Raw genomic sequence first — 18307 nt, 5'->3', positions numbered from 1 at the left:
ACACTCTATCTACAAATTTAAGTATCTCATAAAAATAGATACTCTTGGGTTTATAGGTACATCCCGTCCCTAAAAAACCTAACTTAATCATACGAGGAGGTGATACACATGGCAATTGAAACAATCGTAATGGATTTAACTTTACGTCTTGTCTTAAACAACGGATTAGATAAGAACGGCAAAACAGTTTTCAAGAGCAAACAATTTAAACGTGTTAAAACAAATGCGAGCTTAGATCAAGTACACAACGTAGCTCATGCTCTAGCTTCCTTACAAGCATCACCACTTCACGCTGTACAACTTGTAAGCACATCAGATCTTTCTAAACTATAAAGTAAAACTCGGATCAGTGGGGATTTTATTCATCCCCGCTGAGTATTAGACCGCAATTTAACCGGCAGACCCAAATCCCATAAATAGCTTGATAAATACAAAGGAGGGAATAACACATGCAAGTACTAGAGTTGATTTTCGCAAAAGAAGATGGAAAAACAGTCGTTTTTTCTATCGATACGCCCATCACACCAATCGATGCACAAGTCGTAAATCAAGTAATGGATACAATCCTCGCCTCATCTGTATTTTCATCCATTGATGAAAATACACGAAAAAAGGGAGCTCGCCTTGTAGAAAAAAATGTATCTGAAGTTCCAATTACTCTATAAAATGAAAAAGGCGAATCTGCATCATTTTGCAGATTCGTCTTTTTTCTTCGGCATTTCAATCGGAATAAAAATCTTTGAGAAACCGACGCATACATACTTATAATGTTCTTCCCCTATATCAAACTCAGTCGTATATGTTGAGAAGAATATATAATCATTTCGCTTCGTATAATGATCGATTAATAACCCAACTTGTGGCTCAACATACTTTTTCGCTAACTTTTTACCGGCCGATGCCAAGTCGCCAAGGAGACCCTCTTCATTCTCTTTTTGAACTTCATCTAGCTTCTTACTCACATCATTACGCTTCATAAACTGCTTCGCTGCCCATTCTGTATATTCGCCCTTACTCGGATTACTGTTTGCTAAATATACTAGGAGAACGACAACTAAAGCCATAATAATATACTTTTTCTTCATACTATATCACCGCCTACTCTTTTCTATTTTCATATATATGTACAAGCGATGCAAATTAGAAAGACTATCACCTATTGATTGTAAACGAATAGCCAAAATTTACAATATGAAATAGAATATTAACAGTAAATTTACTTAATTTATATATAATTATATTCGGAATTAAAATTATAAGGGAGGATATAGAATTATGGATAATGAAAACAACATTTTTATTTCTAGTTCTACAATGATGCTTGAACCATGTAAACACCCTTATTACCGCACAAAAATTATCGACAGTAGCGGGAACCATCTTTACTCCTGTCAAACTGCTCTCCAACTTATACAGAAATCTTGTCTAACAAATATTTATTCTACTTATCAAGGGAGACGTAATGCCGTAAAAACAAAATTTAAATTCAAACAAAACGTTCCAATTCCGATCAATCATAGAGAATATATTTGTGCTTTCCCAACAGAATCTCCTGCTTCTCCAAATTGCATTTGGCTTTTCTTCAAACATGTTCATACAATAGAGTTTTTCAAAAAAGCTAAACGAGCTAAAATTCATTTTTCAAACGGAGCTACCGTAACGATACAAATTAGTTCCCATAAGCTAAGTCAGCAATTATGGAAAGCTGGATATGTATTATCCCAAATGAACATGCAAGATTCATCACCTTAATAACAAATAGAATGGAAGGTAGTATTTCCTCACCTTCCATTCTATTTTCTATTTTTATCCTCTTACACTATCTCGCATTTTCTCAAGTGCTTGCCGATACATCCATCTTACTTGATAATATGTCATTTCCATCTCTAAAGCGATTTCTCCCATCGTCTTCCCTACAAAAAAACGTTCAAAAATAATATACTTCTCCTTCTCATCTAACACGCTCATAAAATCCTTCACTCTTATTTCAACATCCTCAAAATGAAAGATATCCTCATACTCTCCTACACATACACATCTCTCCTGCACTGCGAACTCTTTCTTCAATCTCTCTAATATATAACCACGCACCGTTACAACTGCATATGCAGGGAAATACCCCTTCTTTGCATCAAACCTTTCATACGCATGCCAAAGACCAATTAAACCACATTGATAATACTCTTCATAATCTTTACGAATACCTAATTTCTTTATTTGATTTACAATCATCCCTTCATACAAAACAACTGCCTCTTTAAAAGTCGCTGGCTTCACACAGTACCCGTTTCTAAAAGGTATACCTTTCTAGTATTCCGCGGTACCTTCACAATATAAAAATAAAGAAAAGATTTCACTGTGAGTAATTTCAAATACTACCGACGGAATCTGAAATTACACTAGATAGTATTTGAAATTTTGTTGGTGGTATTTGATATAGGGGTAAAAATAAAAAAGGTGACTCTTGGAAGAGCCACCTTTTCTATCTTATTTCCTTATTGGAACATACCTTGTAAAGCTCCGATTCCAAGAGTTAAAACAAAGAAAACAATAGTAATAATTGTTGCCTGCTTTTTAGTCAAACCTGCTGTAATTTGAAGACCTAGCCATGTAACTGCATATCCCCAAATTGTAAACACTTCAAATTTACTTACAATGCCTTTTACAACACCACTACTTGAAGCAAAAATTGGCTCTAGGCCAGTGTACATTTCTTGACCTGATCCACCTAAAATATATGCTAAAATCGTATTTATTAATAAACCTAGTAATGAAATAACACTTGAATATACAGTAATCGCTAATAACTTTTTAAAAGAAGTATCATTGCTTATAAATACCATTAACACTTTATACACCACAGCACTAAGTAGAAAGACAAATGCCATACTAATAGCAATTATCCCAAATCCCATACCATATGTCATTGCAGCTGAAACAGTAACACCTAATTCCTTATTAAGCTTAATTGCTTCAGGTGTTAGAGAATATACATAAGCAGCAAATCCCCCAACAAGCCCAGCTATTAAAACAAGTAGCCAAAATGCACCCCAAACTGCATTACTCGTCTTCATTCTCTCAAACTGCTCACTTGGAGAAGTAATCATTCCTAATAATGATGGCTTCTTCGCACCTACATCTTGCGTATTAATATTAGCTTCCATTATAACGCCTCCTTCTATTTATATAACCCGTTCTAACGGGCGGTTCACTTCCTCATATAGAGGCTACGAACCGCCCACTAGAACGGTAATGTGTAGTTCTACTACACTATTAATTACTCATAACGTAATGCTTCAATTGGATCTAATTTCGCAGCTTTATTTGCTGGAATTAATCCGAAAATAATACCGAGTGTCATCGAGAACAGTACGCCTCCAACGACAACTTCCCATGAAACGAGTGGTGGCCATTTTGCGAATGTAGAAACGATATATGCTCCGCCATACCCAAGGCCAATTCCGATCAAACCACCTAGAAGTGTTAACATAACGGCTTCAATTAAAAACTGTAATAAAATTTTACTACGCGTTGCTCCAAGCGCTTTACGTATCCCAATTTCGCGCGTACGCTCCGTTACAGATACAAGCATGATATTCATAACACCAATACCACCAACGACTAATGAAATACCAGCGATACCACCGATAATCATCGTCATGATGCTAGTTACTTTAGAAACATTTTCTTGGAGTTCTTTTAAATTCACCAGTTCATATTTACCTGGGATTTCACTTGGCTTACGACTATTTAATACATCAACAGCTCGTTTCCCTGCTGCTTCTAAATTGTCTACATTTTTAGCTTGAATGGCGATATTTTGAATATCATCTGTTCCGTATAAAACAGGCCATAATGTAAGAGGGATTAACGCTTCTTCCATTTCAAATCCCATAAACTCATTATCAGATGTATACACACCAATAATTTGCATTGGCTGTCCCTTCATCTCAATAATTTGTCCAACTGGGTTTACATCCTTAAATAACGTCTCCTCTGTTTTTGTACTAATCATCACAACGTTATTTGCATGAGAAATATCTGATTCGTTTAAAGTACGTCCCTTTACGACCTTTACTTTATTAACCGCAAAATATTCATTATCAAGACCAATAACATTCAGCCTTGCTTTTTTATCATTTACATCAAGTGTCTCTGTCGTCGAATTTGTTGTAATAACGTGTGAAACATCTTTCACTTGTTTTACTTCCAAAATATCCTCTTCCGTTAACTTCGGTATCTCAAATCCACCTATAGCAAATTCATCATTAATATCTGCTTTAAATTGAATTGGCATAAGGTTATTACCACCAGAACCCGCGAATTTCGACTTCAGCATCGCTTCCCCGCCTTGCCCAATTGCAACGACAGTAATAATCGAACCTACCCCAATAATAATACCGAGCATCGTAAGAGCTGAACGCAGTTTATGAGCTAAAATAGAAGACAGGGCAATTTTTATACTATCTAGTAAACTCATACCGCACACCTTCTATCTTCTGTAACTTTCCCGTCTCGCAGTACAATTCGGCGGGAAGAATACGCTGCTACTTCCTCTTCATGCGTAACCATAACAATTGTCGTACCTTCTGCATTAAGCTTCGTGAAAATATTCATAACTTGCTCACCAGACTTCGTATCAAGTGCACCAGTCGGTTCATCGGCCATAATGAACGTTGGATTATTCGCAATCGCTCTTGCAATCGCTACACGCTGCTTCTGTCCACCTGATAACTCATTTGGTAAATGATGCACGCGATCTGCCAATCCAACTTTACCTAACGCCTCCAAAGCACGCTTGCGACGCTCCGCTTTCTTCACGCCACCATATACGAGCGGAAGCTCAACATTTTCCACTGCGGAAAGACGAGGTAGTAAATTAAAATGCTGGAATACAAAGCCAATATATTCATTACGAATTAAAGCAAGCTTTGACTCGTCTGCTGTTAAGATATTCACGTCATTCAGCATATATTCGCCTTCTGTTGGACGATCTAAACAACCGATAATATTCATAAGCGTCGACTTACCAGAACCAGACGGTCCCATAATCGAAACGAACTCACCGCTCTGAATTGTTAAACTAATACCATGCAAAATCGGCACCGCCAATTTTCCTTGATAATACGTTTTAGCAATATTATTTAACGTAATCATTTCTCTTTCACTTCCATTCCGTCATACACATCGTCGGAAGGATTTTTAACCACCTTTTGCCCCACTGTTACGCCTTCTACAACCTCTGTCCAATCTCCATCAGTAGAACCTTTTTTCACATTTTGTTTACGAAGCTTCCCTTTATCCTCAACATAAACAAATGCATCATCGCCTTTTGCTACAATGCTCTTACTTGGGACAGCAACCATCGTCTTATTCTCTAAGTTTACTTGCAGAGAAACGTGATAACCTGGAGATAAACCATCTTGACTATCAAGGCTAGCTTTATATGTATACTGAGACATATTTTGAGTTGCTTCACCCATGCCGCCAGCTTGCGCCATCTCTGCACTTGTTGGGAACTCACTTACCTCTGTAATCTTACCTGTCCACTTCTTCTTATTATTTGCTTTTGCAGTTACAGTGAATGTTTGATCTTTTTGGATTTGTGACTTTTGAAGCTCAGTTAACGTACCTTGAACTTGGAATGGATCTTTAGAAGCTACTTGTAAAAACGCTTTTCCTTGACCACCTAACGCTTGAGATGAACTTTGTGCCGCATCTTTATCTAACTTTTGAACAACACCAGCAAAATTGCTATAAATCGTAAGTTCTTTCTGCTTCTTACTTAACTCTTCTTTCTGCAACTTTCCTTTTTCTTTCTCAAGGTCAATTGTTTTTTGTCCTATCTCTAACTCGTTTACTTGCTCGTCCATCGGATCTGTTACTTCTTTCCCAGCTCCGCTATCTTTCGCCTTCTTAATTTCTTTCTTCAACGAATCAATCTTCTTTTTCCCTTGATCATAACGCATATCCGCCATCTTCTGATCAAGCTCAGCTTGCTTCATTTGAAGGTTAATCTCTTCATTATCATAAGAGAATAACTTCGTGCCTTTCTCTACCTCTTGCCCTTCTTTTACCTCAATATCTTTCACTTTCCCTTTGGCCGGATCTGCATAGAAGCTTTCAATATTACCAGGCTTCACCTGACCAGAAATTAACTTCGTATTATTCAGCTTACGCTCTGTCACTTTCTCAAAACTTACAGCATCAGCATTTGTTGATGCACCCTTCTTCTTACCTTGCATAACAAAAATATTAATTGCCGCTACAATAACAATTAGTGCAATAACCCCAATAATAATCCATTTCTTCTTCTTGTTTGGAGTACGAACCGTATTTGGTAACATAGTCTCTCTCCTTTTTACAACTTAATAGTTTAATATAAAATTGTATAAAACTTTCTGAAAATACATTACATATTATTACATTATTTTTACAAAGTTTTACACATCCAATTATATTGTAACAAAAATTCCAATGATTAGAAATATGACATTATATCTTTTAAGATAGATTTAAGGAAAGGAAAAAGGATAATTTAAATTGAATTTTCAAGTACTTTTTATATGAATGTAAGCCATCTTTTATTAATAAACTTCTTACCAAGATAAATTATTAAAATTATTTTCCTAATTGTACTACTATCATTTTTGTCATATATATTTGACATTTCATTTATTCAATTATAAAATGTCACATATAAATGACATTTTGGTACACGAGGTCTACAACCATAAATGGGAGGGTTATATTTGAATAACGTTAAACAATATCGAAAATCTGAAGGGCTATCGCAGCTAGAGTTAGCTAAAAAAGTTAACGTGGCGAGACAGACAATAAATTTAATTGAAAATAATAAATATAACCCTTCTTTAGCCTTATGTATCGAATTAGCAAAAGCACTAAAAACAGATTTAAACAGTCTATTTTGGGAGGGAGATTAAATGATGAAAATTGAATGGAAAGAAAGAGTTTATAATAGTTTTGTTGGAACACTGAGTGAGAGAGATGAATATCAAAAACAAGAAATCAATAAAGAATTATCTGTAGCTGGAATTGGTTTATGGTGGCTAAATATGTTGGTAATGCTTATTATGTTACTTGTTGATACTATGAACCACACAATATCTATAGGAACAATATTCATTTTTCTATCTAATATGATTTACGCTAATTATTTAGTCTTTAAATTCAAGAAAAAAGGTTTAAGTGATACTGAATGTGCAACAAAAGAAGAATATTTACAACACAAGAAAAAATTAAGAAAAGCTGGCTTAAAAGCAGGTGTGCTTTGGGGCTTTCAAATGTTTGTTTTTATGAATTATATCCTTCCCTATGTAGGTTCAGAAGAAATCTCTATTTCTTTATTTGATGTTATGCTTTGGGGCTGCGCCGGCGGATTTTTCGGTACAACCATGTATCTATTTGGTTTATGGAATCTAAAAAAATTATATTAAGTAACAAAAGTCTTTTACATATTAAACTGCAATTTTACATACTGTTTGTTTTTTCTAATATAAAAGCTATCCAATCACAATTGGATAGCTTTTTCAAACAAAATATTACGCCGCTTTAGGATCTTTTCTCTCATGTCCACGTTGAACAATAAATAAGAAGATTGTTGATAAAACCGCTCCTGTTAATAGTAAGATGAAACAACCATCCCAGCCAGAACTATCAACAATAACACCAATTGCTGCGTTAGCTACAAGACTTCCGCCTACATAACCGAATAGACCACACATACCAACTGTCGTACCTACTGCAAATTTCGGTACTAATTCCATCGCACTTAAACCGATTAAGAACTGTGGTACATAAATTAAACAACCGATAATAGAAACTGCAATACTTACAACAAGTACGCTAGTTGCTTGCCAATATATAAACGTACCAATAACAACTCCAACCATACTAATAATACATAATGGCATACGTTTTCCTTTAAATAATTTATCACTTAAAAAACCAACGATTAATGAACTTGGAATTGCCATACCTTCAAAGATTGCATATGCCGCATGCGCTTCTGCTTTTGAAAATCCTTTAACTGTCGTTAAATAAAGTGGAACCCAGTTAATAACACCGAAACGAATTAAATAAACAAAAGCATTCGCAATACATAAGAACCATACAAATTTATTTTTCACTACATACTTCATTAAAATTTCTTTTGGTGACATCTTGTTAGCATTATCTGCTTTTTCAAGATTTTCATAGTCATTACGATACTCATCAATTGGAGGAAGACCTTCAGATTCTGGTGTATCCTTCGCATTGATCCAAACAAGCACTGCAATTACCATTGCGATAATCGCAGGGAAAATAAACACGCCGCCTTGCCAATGATTTTCACCGAAAATACCTACACCAATTCCGACAAGTGGTGGCACAAGCATTCCACCAACGTTATGTGAAATATTCCAAAGACCTGTTTTCGTACCGCGTTCTTTCTTCGAGAACCATTTCGTCATAACAATACTACAAGGTGGTGCTCCCATACCTTGTACAATACCGTTAACAACAAGTAATGTAACAATCATCCCAAATGATGATGCAAAGCCGAAACAAATATTTACAAGCCCTGATAAGAATAAACCGACTGCGATAAAGCGCTGGGCGAAAGCTTTATCTGATAAATTCCCCATAAAGAACTTACTAAATCCATAAACAATTGCCATTACTGAACCTAGTAGACCAATTTCAGCTGTGCTAAAACCATATTCTTGTACTAAATACGTACTTGATAACGTAAAGTTACTACGAACTAAATAATAAGCAGCATATCCAACTGAAATCCCGATTAACACACGAATACGTAGTAATCGATATACACGGTCGATCATATCCGCTGGCAATCTTTCAATTGCAGGTGCTGGCTTGAGCCATTTAAACATATATTTCCGTCTCCTTTTCTCACTTCAGAGAGAGACGCTGTCTATTCCATATCTCGATTATTCCGCTATTTGATATATTTTGGTTCGTCCTTCTAACCGGCTGTCCTTCTATTTCTTTCTCATTCTTCGCAAACATCGTTGGTACGCCAAACGACACTTTTTCTAAAATATGCCCCGCTTCTTCTGATAAACAATAATCAATAAATAAATCCGCAATAATACCACTCGGTGCACGTTTTAGTTTAGAAATCGCATTAACAGATAACCCTGTTTGCTCAGGTTCGTTACTTAAAATCGGAAAGCCTTGTTTTTGAAGCATTCTCTGATCTCCCATAAAGTTGATGCCTATCATATATTCACCGCTCGCAACAAGTTCTGCTGGAATGTAACCATTCACTGTTACTTCTCCAACTTGTTCTGCCAGATTCTTCACATATTCCTTCGCTTCCTCTTCACCTAACGTATCAATCAGTGATTGAAAAAACGTATATGCTGTACCTGAAACATTTGGATCGGGCATGACAATCTTTCCCTTATATACTGGATTCAATAAATCTTTCCATCTTAACGGATACGAGAGACCGAGCGGCGCTATTTCCTCGTTCCACCGCTCTTTATTAATCGCAATTGCCAGCTTCTCCACTTCATAACCGTACCAATAACCATCTTTATCTTTAACAGTTTTTGAAATACGATTTGCATGTTGGCTTATCACAGGAATAGAAAGATTTTTTTGCTTCATCATTTGATGCGCATCTACTGTACCGCCAATAATAATATCCGCCTTCGGATTTCCAGCTTCTTCTTCCACTCTACGAAGAAGTTCTTCTGTTGAAAGACGAATAAATTCATACGTACATCCGCGCGGCTTACAAAATGATGAAAGTAACGCTTCACCAACTTCCTCACGAGCCGCCACATACGCAACAATATGACGATCATCCAAAATAGGGAGACCATTTTTACTATATTTAATAGAGGTTGTATCTCGAGAGCAACTAGACATCGCTCCTCCAATTACTAGCAAAAAGAAGAAAAAGGCTATCTTTCTCATGACGCATTCTCCTTTACGAATAACTCTGCTAGAGAGCTTTTCATATACATGACATTTCCGTTATTATCACCGAGATATTGCACAACAAAGTACGATGGATACACAGAAATCGTAAGAATATCTTCACGATCATTCTTTACACGCTTACCTGTTTTATAAGCTGTAATATAAGCAATCGGTTCATTCTGCGATTGTAATAACTTCTGAATTTCTCCGTAATCTGTAATTTGCTTTGCGTATCGAATAGAATCAAGTATGTGCGTAAGATTGATAGTACGTACCACATCACCTTGACGTACTACGACATCCTTTGCTGAAGCAAAGAAATCACTAATACGCTCTGGTGTGTAATACAGGCTTAATAAATACGTTTGAAATGCTGAAATCATCGGATCCATGCCATTCTTTCCGTATACATTTTCCCCATACTGGAACAAGTCACCTACTGCAAAAGTACGCTTATGTCCATTCAAGTACGTTACTTCTCCAGTAAATACTTGTTCTTGGCTCTTAACGTCCCCAGGCTCTATTCGAATTCGGTCAAAGAATGAAACAATCGTATGCAAACGAACTTCATCCGTTACAACGATTTCTCCCCACTTTTCATGTCTTACTTTCACTTCAATTGGAAGAGATTCATTCACCCTTTGTAAAACGGCTTGTTTATCATTTACAATGTTGATTCGATTATATATTTGCTTCTCCATAACATAAAACAAAACAAGAGAAACAATCATACAAATGACAAACATAAGAATTTGAAATGATAGCCTTTTCATTTCTGCCTACCTCCAAGATAAAAAAACGTTGTTTCGAAAATACCGCATAATTGTTTCATAAATGTATCATTTAACCGCTTTCAAGTTTTTTATATCTTCCATCCTTCTCGGAAGCAAAAATGTAATGAATATTGTAGTACCTATTTCTTCATTACTCTCAATCCGCATGCTTCCGCCCTGCTTATTCATAATCTCCTGACAAATATACAAACCATACCCATTCCCGTAACTAGAAGGAAGTGCTTTTCCTTTCGGAGACTCATTCCACTCTGCAAGCACCATTTCATCTATACCGATCCCATCATCATGAACAAAAACCTTCGCCTCCTGCTCATTCACAATTACATTCATACGAATGTGCGAAGCATCACTATACTTAATTGCATTATCAAGTACATTTAAGAAAATTTGCTTCGTCTTATCAAAATCCGCCACAACATGTACATCTGTTAACTCATTTATCACTTCAATTTCAAACTGATTTAGACGGGGTTTCACAATTGAAACTGCTTCTTCTGCCAATTCCTTTATATTCACAACTGTAGGAGACACTTCAAACGTACTCGTTCCATATTTCGAGGACTTAAGCAGTTCCTCTACAAGTGATAATAACCGCTCACTTTCCACAGCCACATAACGAAGACTTTCCTGTACATCTTCTTTCGATTGTAACTTCGGAATTAAATCAACATAACCGATAATTGCCGTTAGCGGTGTTTTTAGCTCATGCGTAATGCGGTCTAGGAAATCTTTCTGCTTCTCTTTCTCCTCCTGCAATTGCTTAATATGCAGCTCAATTCCATCGGCCATCGCGTTAAAAGATGCTGAAAGCTGAGCGATTTCTACGTACTCATTTAACTCAATCTTACTCTTATAATCACCATTCGCGAGCCTCTGTGCCATTTGTCTCAACTGATCAATTGGTTTATGAAGAGACTTCGCCAAACGAATCGCAAAGAAAATACCGGTAGCTACTAGGCAAAGAGATGTCATTAAGAACGTCCAACTCACATTTGTTAAAACTTCCTTCTCACCCGTTAACTCATTTATAAAACGAATACTTCCAATGACATCGTTTCCATAATATACTGGGCTTGAAAACAAAAGAATAGGAGCTGGATCCGCCTCCTCAAAAACATAAGACTTCTTTCCCTTCAAGGAACTCTCAATGTCGATGTTACGGTGAAGCAATGCTCCTTTTTGTGTATCTGCAACAACATCGCCATTCTTCCCGATCATCTGCACACGGACATCCATACGCTTTGCTAAATACGACGCAATTAAAAGTGAATTCGGACCAAGCGTATCCACTTCTGCTTCCTTCTCTAAATAATTCATCGTATAAATTTGTGCTTCTACACTTAACTTTTCTAAAGAATCTGCTGCGTTATGATACATATTCTTTTCTAACGTAATATAAACAACTGCATATAAAAGAACAAAAATCGGAATTAACAGCCCAACTATTCCGAACACCATATTTCGCTTTAAAGACATACCATCACCACTTAACAATCCAGTTTATAGCCAACGCCATAAATTGTCTTAATATATTCTCCGCTCGTCCCAAGCTTCTTGCGAAGTCTCTGCACCATAATATCAACTGCTCTCGTATTTCCGATATACTCAAACCCCCATACTTTCTCAAGCAACTCATCCCTCATAAACACACGCTGCGGATTTGAAACAAACAACTGACATAAATTAAACTCTCGGTACGTTAACTGAATCTCTTGTCCACTCACATGTACCTTTCTTTCCTTAGGACAAATCACTATCTCTCCAGCCTCAATTACTTCATGACTTACAGCGACCTCCGTCTTCTTTACACGCCGCGCCATATTCTTAACCCGAAGAATAAGCTCCGCATAATTAAATGGCTTCGTCACATAATCATCAGCACCAAGCTGCAAGCCAAGCAACTTATCATTCATCTGACTCTTTGCCGTTAACATAAGCACCGGAATATCCCTATCCCTCTCACGGAACAAACGAAGCAACTCATACCCATCCGTATCCGGAAGCATAACATCCAAAATCAATACATCCGGCCCTTCATTCCATCGTTCTAAAGCTTCTCTCCCATCAGCCGCTGCCAATACTTCATAACCTTCCATCTCCAACTGCATCCGAATCAAATTACGAATACTCGATTCATCATCAACCACAAGTATTTTCATCATTCTCCTCCTTCCATCATGTATTATAGTACAGTTTAGTATAGCAAAAATCCTATAAAAAAAGAGAGGGTATTGTCGAACATATTTTGTCGACGATACTCTCTCCTGTTATATTTCATCTCTTATACGCTCGCAATAATAAATTCAGCACGTCCTACCACCCTATATTCCCCAAAATCGCTTGGTAATATGAGATGATCTCCTTGCTCCAATTGATACTTTTCAGTACCGTGTATTAGCTCGCCTTCTCCATCTATTACACTTAAAAGAAGAAATGGATTTTTTTGCGTTAAGTTAACCACTCCATCTAATTCCCATTTTTCCACTGAAAAATAAGGACATTTAATAAATTTTGTTACATATAAATCTTCTATTTCTTCATATTGAACAGATTGTTGCATTGAAACAAATGGTGTCTCTATTACTTCCATACTTTTCTCAAGATGGAGTTCACGCAGTTTCCCCTCTGAATCTCTTCTATTATAATCATATAACCGATAAGTAGTATCAGAGTTTTGTTGCGTTTCTAATATTAAAATTCCTTCACCAATTGCATGAACAGTCCCGCTTGGAACAAAGAAGAAATCACCTGGCTTCACCTTTACACGTTGTAATAGCTTGTCCCACTCTTCTTGCTCCACCATCTCTACTAGTTCATCCTTTGTCTTTGCATGATGCCCATAAATAATTTCAGCACCTTCTTTACAATCAATGACATACCAGCATTCAGTCTTTCCTAGCTCACCATTTTCATTTATACGTGCATATTCATCATTTGGATGCACTTGAACAGATAAGTCACGATTTGCATCTAAAATTTTTGTAAGAAGAGGGAAGCAATCCCCCTCAATATCCCCAAATAATTCTCGATGATTATTCCACAATTGTCCTAAAGACAAGCCTTTATACTTTCCATTTTTAACTACACTTTGTCCATTTTGATGCGCAGCAAAAGCCCAACATTCTCCCGTTTGTTCTGATGGTATTTCATATCCGAAAGAAGTTAATTTCGTACCACCCCAAATTCTTTCTTTAAAAATGGGTGCAAAAAATAACGGTTCTGTCATGATTAAAATCCTCCATTTTATACGATGTCATCTAATAACTTATGTGCTTCTTCTTTCGTTTGGACAGATATTAATCTCTCTCTATAACTATCATCCATAAGTTTTCTTGAAAGCATTTGAAGAATCTTCAAGTGCTCATTTCCTTCACTCTCTTTTGGAACTGCAATCATAAATATTAATTTTGCATCCGTTCTATCTAAACTCTTCCAATCTACCCCTGATTGTTTAATTCCAAATACAACACTCGGTTTTTTTACTGCATTCGACTTCCCATGAGGAATCGCAATATTCATTCCAATGCCTGTACTACTCTCTGCTTCGCGACTCATAATTGCTTGCTTAAACTCTGAATCAGAATGTAAAACACCTACAGCATTTAATTTCTCAATCATTTCATCAATAATATCGTCACGTGTCTCTCCTGCTAAATTAATATCAATTAGCTCCAGACTCGTTATATCTGTTAATTTCTGAATTTCAACCTTTTCAGCTTGCTTTTCTATTACTTGCTCTTGAACTTCTGCTACTTCCTTTGTTGCTGACACTTCTTTCATTTCTTTTAATTCCTGTGTTTCTTCAGCTTTTGAAATATCTTTCTTTAATACATTCACAATAACCGCTGTAACAAGAGAACCTGCAATAATAGCAATAAAGAACATAAACACGTTATCTACAGCTCCTAGTACCGCAACAATTGGTCCACCATGTGCTACTCTATCCCCTACGTTACCAATCATTGCAATAACAGCACCTGTCATCGAACCAGCCATAATACTTGGAATAACACGTAATGGATCCTGCGCTGCAAAAGGAATAGCTCCTTCTGTAATACCGAATAAGCCCATCGTAAATGAGGCTTTCCCCATTTCCTTTTCCGACTCTTGGAACTTTCTCTTTCCTATAAATGTAGCAAGTCCCATCCCAATTGGCGGAATACAAATTGCTGCTGCAATCGGTCCCATAATTTCATAATTTCCTTCTCCAATCATTGCGGAACCAAATAAGAATGCCACCTTATTTACTGGACCACCCATATCAAATGAAATCATTGCACCTAAAATTAAGGCTAAAAGAATCGAACTTGAACCTTGCATACCAGATAACCAAGCTGTTAACGATTCAAATACTTGCGCTACAGGAGCACCAATAATAAACACAAACGCTAAACCTACAATAAGTGATGTAAATACCGGAATAATAATAATTGGCATAATTGGTTGAATTGCTTTTGGCATTTTTAACTTTTTAATTCCCAGAGCTACATAACCAGCTAAGAAACCTGCGATAATTCCACCTAGGAAGCCAGCCCCACTCTCACTACCATAAAAACTTCCCGTTGCTGCGATATATCCGCCAATCATACCAGGAACTAGTCCAGGTTTATCAGCTATACTATACGCAATATAACCAGCTAAAATTGGCACCATGAATGCAAATGAAGCTCCACCTATTTGCTCAATTGTTTTCCAAAAAGATCCTTCTGGTATTACTAAACCACCAGGAGTTTTTTCGCCGCCAAGTGTCAATGCAATTGCGATTAATAATCCCCCAACAACTATGAAAGGAACCATGAATGATACACCATTCATTAAATGACGGTATATAGGGTTTTGTTTTTTTCCTTGTGAATCATTTCCTGTTTTTTGCACATCCGAATGATACACAGGAACATTACCATCTACTACTTTTTGAATAAGTTCCTCTGGTTTACGAATACCATCTTTAACTCCTACAACTAATAACTTTTTACCTATGAATCTATCTTTATTTACTACTCGATCCGCAGCTATAATGATGCCATCTGCTTCACGAATCTCTTGCTCAGTAAGTTCATTTTCAACACCTATACCACCTTGTGTTTCAACTTTCATTTTAATCCCTAATTTATCCGCTGCTTTTTGCAAGTTTTCTGCAGCCATATACGTATGGGCAATCCCATTTGGACACGATGTAATCGCTAATACTTTCATTTTAATCCTCCTTACCATTATGTAAGCGCCTACAAATAATATATATCAATATTTGCTTCATAAAAGTTTTCTTTTTTACCGTAACTTCCGGAAAAAACATTATTTTACCGAAGAAATCAAAAAAGTAAGGCTTCTCGCCTTACCTATTCATATCTTAAATAAGATAAAAACTTCATTATATTGGTTTCCTTTATAAGTTTCTGTACAAAAACAGGTTGTTCACTTATAAAAGACAACTCATGAAATAACTGCTTCGTAACTTCCTTACCATCACTCTTAACTGCTAACATAAATACGAGCGATACTTTCTCTACTCCCCAATCCAACGGCTCCCTAAGCGTAGCCACTGCAATTGCGGATTGTTTAATTAGCTTAGGACTTCCGTGCGGAATGGCAACCCCTGCACCAATTGTTGTTGCTGACATTCTATCTCTAACAATCGCACTTTCAATATATTCTTTCTCTACATATCCCTTTTCATAAAGAGATCTCGCCAATTTTTCAATTAATTCGTATCGATGTTCTACTTCTTGTTGTAAAAAGACTAAAAAAGGCGTTGTGTAATTCAATAACACAAAGTCCTTATTTCCGTTAGACGGTAGTTCATCTAATTTCTTCATAAAATCCTCTAACTTACTTTCTTCACTCCGCTCTAATAAAGGAGATACAACAAAGTGAGGGATATTTAACGGCGGGAGATCTATCGTAGAAATAATAAGCTCTACCTTTTTATTTTTCATTAAGTATCCTTCTAAATCGGACTTTGCGATACAATCCATCACATGGACATACCGGAATTTCCTTTCGATTTTTGTCCGTAATAATTGCGACATCCCTATTCCCATATGACAAACAATAATTACATTTTTCGATACCTTTTTATCACTCAAACGATCCATTGCCGCCTGAAAATGTAAAGTAAGATAGGCTGCTTCTTCCTCAGGGATTTGTAGACTTAATAATTTATTAATATCATCCAGCTCATGAATTAACATATCAAACATATACGGATACATTCGCTTAATTTCATGAAGCATCGGATTCGAGACAGAAAGATTATACTGCAAACGATTTAATGTCGTATACAAATGCATCTGCAATCCCTCTAATAAATACGTATCCTTCTCGAAATCAATTTCATTCAACCTAGACATACGATCTATTAAATACGATACAATTTGTGAAAGCACAGGACTACTCACATTTAACTTACTTCTTTCCCATCCATCTTGATAGCGAAACTTTCCACCTAAAATATGAATGGCTAAATAAGCTACCTCTTCCTCAGTAAAATGAACCGTAAATACAAACTCTAACCTTGTTAAAAAATCTAATGTCCACCCATACTCTTTCGTCTCCTGCACAAAGTTCAAATCATCTTTAGACATTGAAATTGGTTGTTTTAACTTCATCCTCCGCACCATGATTAATGTATGTAATAAAAGGTTCTCTAACGTATCGTCTGTAAAAAACGTACCATATCTTTGTTGTAACGCTTTCAATTCAGTCATTACAAACTCAATTTCATGATACAAAAATTGCTTTTTAATAAATTGATTCATTAATTCACGATTATTAATTAAATCTGATAGTTTAGCTAATGCCTCCCTCTTACTTCTCTCATCGCTCCCTACCGTTAATCCTATCCTTTGCTTTACAATTAAATCTAACCCTAGTTCCTCAAGCCACGTTTCAATTCTATCTAAATCTTTCTTAACCGTAGCTCTATTAACAAAATACTGCTCAGCAAGCTCCTTCACTGTAACCGGCTTAACATTCATCAACAAGCTATACGCAATTTGCAACACTCTCTCCTCGTCTGATGCATAGCCTACATCCTGTTTTACAGCATATAATTTATTGAACAAACTGGACTTATCATAATCCTTAATTTCTAAACAGACACCTAAACCCGGTCTCCGAATAAGAAGTGCATCTGAATACTTCTCTAAATATCCCTCAATCACCTTAAAATCATTACGAATCGTCTTCTCCGAACATTCTACCCTATCAGCAAGCTCCTTCACTAACAAATACTCATTAGACTCAGATAATAAAACTTGTAAAATTTCTTGTTGTCTTTTATTCATCTATTTCACCTGTTTCTTTTATCCTTTACAAACGATATATTACTAACTTAGTGTATTTATCATAGCATATTGGTGGATTAGTGAATCAGTGGATTTTATAGTTTGAAATTTGTTCATAAAAAAGAAGAGTTCGATATTCAACCGAACTCTTCTAAAATTTATTATAAACGATTCATAATGTCTTCTTTAATAGTAAGTAACTTTTGTTCACTATTTTGTAAAGAACTATCTTTTACACCAAAGTAAAACTTAATCTTCGGCTCAGTTCCA

Annotated in this window: 20 protein-coding genes; 5 read left to right on the top strand and 15 right to left on the bottom strand. The window is 36.2% G+C overall.

What is annotated here, in order from left to right:
* Positions 1-108 precede the first annotated feature (108 nt).
* Both MR168_RS26295 and MR168_RS26290 read left to right on the top strand, forming a co-directional pair.
* On the top strand, positions 109-333 hold the full coding sequence (locus MR168_RS26295; protein WP_000963861.1) for a DUF1659 domain-containing protein: 225 nt from the start codon (positions 109-111) through the stop codon (positions 331-333).
* 116 nt (positions 334-449) lie between these two features.
* Complete coding sequence (locus MR168_RS26290; protein WP_001197593.1) at positions 450-665, top strand: DUF2922 domain-containing protein; 216 nt, start codon at positions 450-452, stop codon at positions 663-665.
* A 21-nt stretch (positions 666-686) separates the two neighbouring features.
* Here MR168_RS26290 and MR168_RS26285 read toward each other — a convergent pair whose 3' ends face one another.
* Positions 687-1085, bottom strand: a complete 399-nt coding sequence (locus MR168_RS26285; protein ID WP_000731405.1) for a DUF4359 domain-containing protein — start codon at positions 1083-1085, stop codon at positions 687-689.
* A 190-nt stretch (positions 1086-1275) separates the two neighbouring features.
* On the opposite strand from MR168_RS26285, the gene MR168_RS26280 reads away from it, so the two are divergent.
* Positions 1276-1752, top strand: coding sequence for a competence protein ComK (locus MR168_RS26280; protein ID WP_242291591.1), 477 nt, complete (start codon positions 1276-1278; stop codon positions 1750-1752).
* A 54-nt stretch (positions 1753-1806) separates the two neighbouring features.
* On the opposite strand, the gene MR168_RS26275 is transcribed toward MR168_RS26280, so the two are convergent.
* The 5 genes from MR168_RS26275 to MR168_RS26255 all read right to left on the bottom strand — a co-directional run bounded on the left by MR168_RS26275 (position 1807) and on the right by MR168_RS26255 (position 6347).
* Positions 1807-2277 carry a sigma-70 family RNA polymerase sigma factor gene (locus MR168_RS26275; RefSeq protein ID WP_042868009.1) on the bottom strand — a complete coding sequence of 157 codons (471 nt, stop codon included), beginning with the start codon at positions 2275-2277 and terminating at the stop codon, positions 1807-1809.
* Positions 2278-2495: 218 nt separating this feature from the next.
* Positions 2496-3164, bottom strand: a complete 669-nt coding sequence (yknW, locus tag MR168_RS26270) for a YknW family membrane protein (RefSeq protein ID WP_016123795.1) — start codon at positions 3162-3164, stop codon at positions 2496-2498.
* Positions 3165-3277: 113 nt separating this feature from the next.
* Entirely contained in the window at positions 3278-4480 is a 1203-nt protein-coding gene (locus MR168_RS26265) for an ABC transporter permease (protein WP_061113496.1), read from the bottom strand.
* Positions 4477-5157, bottom strand: coding sequence for an ABC transporter ATP-binding protein (locus tag MR168_RS26260; RefSeq protein WP_000631626.1), 681 nt, complete (start codon positions 5155-5157; stop codon positions 4477-4479). The genes MR168_RS26265 and MR168_RS26260 overlap by 4 nt, the downstream gene beginning before the upstream one ends.
* Positions 5154-6347, bottom strand: coding sequence for an efflux RND transporter periplasmic adaptor subunit (locus tag MR168_RS26255; RefSeq protein ID WP_086412316.1), 1194 nt, complete (start codon positions 6345-6347; stop codon positions 5154-5156). Before MR168_RS26255 ends, MR168_RS26260 begins: the two co-directional genes overlap by 4 nt.
* A 405-nt stretch (positions 6348-6752) precedes the next feature.
* Between MR168_RS26255 and MR168_RS26250 the strand changes: the two genes are divergently transcribed.
* Together MR168_RS26250 and MR168_RS26245 are read left to right on the top strand one after the other, a co-directional pair.
* Positions 6753-6944 (top strand): helix-turn-helix transcriptional regulator, encoded by a 192-nt coding sequence (locus tag MR168_RS26250; RefSeq protein ID WP_001067016.1) that lies wholly within the window; start codon positions 6753-6755, stop codon positions 6942-6944.
* The gene (locus MR168_RS26245) at positions 6945-7457 is read left to right on the top strand and encodes a DUF3278 domain-containing protein (RefSeq protein WP_000975596.1); all 513 of its coding nucleotides are present in this window, start codon (positions 6945-6947) and stop codon (positions 7455-7457) included.
* A gap of 105 nt (positions 7458-7562) precedes the next feature.
* On the opposite strand, the gene pgtP is transcribed toward MR168_RS26245, so the two are convergent.
* The 9 genes from pgtP to MR168_RS33980 form a co-directional block, all read right to left on the bottom strand.
* On the bottom strand, positions 7563-8897 hold the full coding sequence (pgtP, locus tag MR168_RS26240) for an MFS transporter (RefSeq protein WP_000477601.1): 1335 nt from the start codon (positions 8895-8897) through the stop codon (positions 7563-7565).
* 19 nt (positions 8898-8916) lie between these two features.
* Positions 8917-9951 (bottom strand): ABC transporter substrate-binding protein, encoded by a 1035-nt coding sequence (locus MR168_RS26235; protein WP_001225641.1) that lies wholly within the window; start codon positions 9949-9951, stop codon positions 8917-8919.
* A complete protein-coding gene (locus MR168_RS26230) occupies positions 9948-10730 on the bottom strand; it encodes a DUF3919 family protein (RefSeq protein ID WP_048558312.1) in 783 nt (260 codons plus the stop codon). Before MR168_RS26230 ends, MR168_RS26235 begins: the two co-directional genes overlap by 4 nt.
* A 66-nt stretch (positions 10731-10796) precedes the next feature.
* Positions 10797-12227 (bottom strand): sensor histidine kinase, encoded by a 1431-nt coding sequence (locus MR168_RS26225; RefSeq protein WP_000054026.1) that lies wholly within the window; start codon positions 12225-12227, stop codon positions 10797-10799.
* A gap of 11 nt (positions 12228-12238) precedes the next feature.
* Entirely contained in the window at positions 12239-12910 is a 672-nt protein-coding gene (locus MR168_RS26220) for a response regulator transcription factor (protein ID WP_000699557.1), read from the bottom strand.
* Between the two features lie 122 nt (positions 12911-13032).
* Positions 13033-13977: a mannose-6-phosphate isomerase, class I gene (gene manA, locus MR168_RS26215; RefSeq protein WP_016123802.1), complete on the bottom strand. Its 945-nt coding sequence runs from the start codon at positions 13975-13977 to the stop codon at positions 13033-13035.
* Positions 13978-13994: 17 nt separating this feature from the next.
* Positions 13995-15947, bottom strand: coding sequence for a PTS fructose transporter subunit IIABC (locus MR168_RS26210; RefSeq protein ID WP_086412315.1), 1953 nt, complete (start codon positions 15945-15947; stop codon positions 13995-13997).
* Positions 15948-16090: 143 nt separating this feature from the next.
* Positions 16091-18037, bottom strand: a complete 1947-nt coding sequence (locus tag MR168_RS26205; RefSeq protein ID WP_086412314.1) for a BglG family transcription antiterminator — start codon at positions 18035-18037, stop codon at positions 16091-16093.
* Positions 18038-18198: 161 nt separating this feature from the next.
* The coding region (locus tag MR168_RS33980) for a hypothetical protein (protein WP_282093732.1) at positions 18199-18307 on the bottom strand (109 nt) is incomplete at its 5' end.

This window comes from Bacillus cereus group sp. BfR-BA-01356 (assembly GCF_022663635.1).
GTDB lineage: Bacteria > Bacillota > Bacilli > Bacillales > Bacillaceae_G > Bacillus_A > Bacillus_A cereus.
This window is presented reverse-complemented; position numbering and strand designations above follow the sequence as displayed.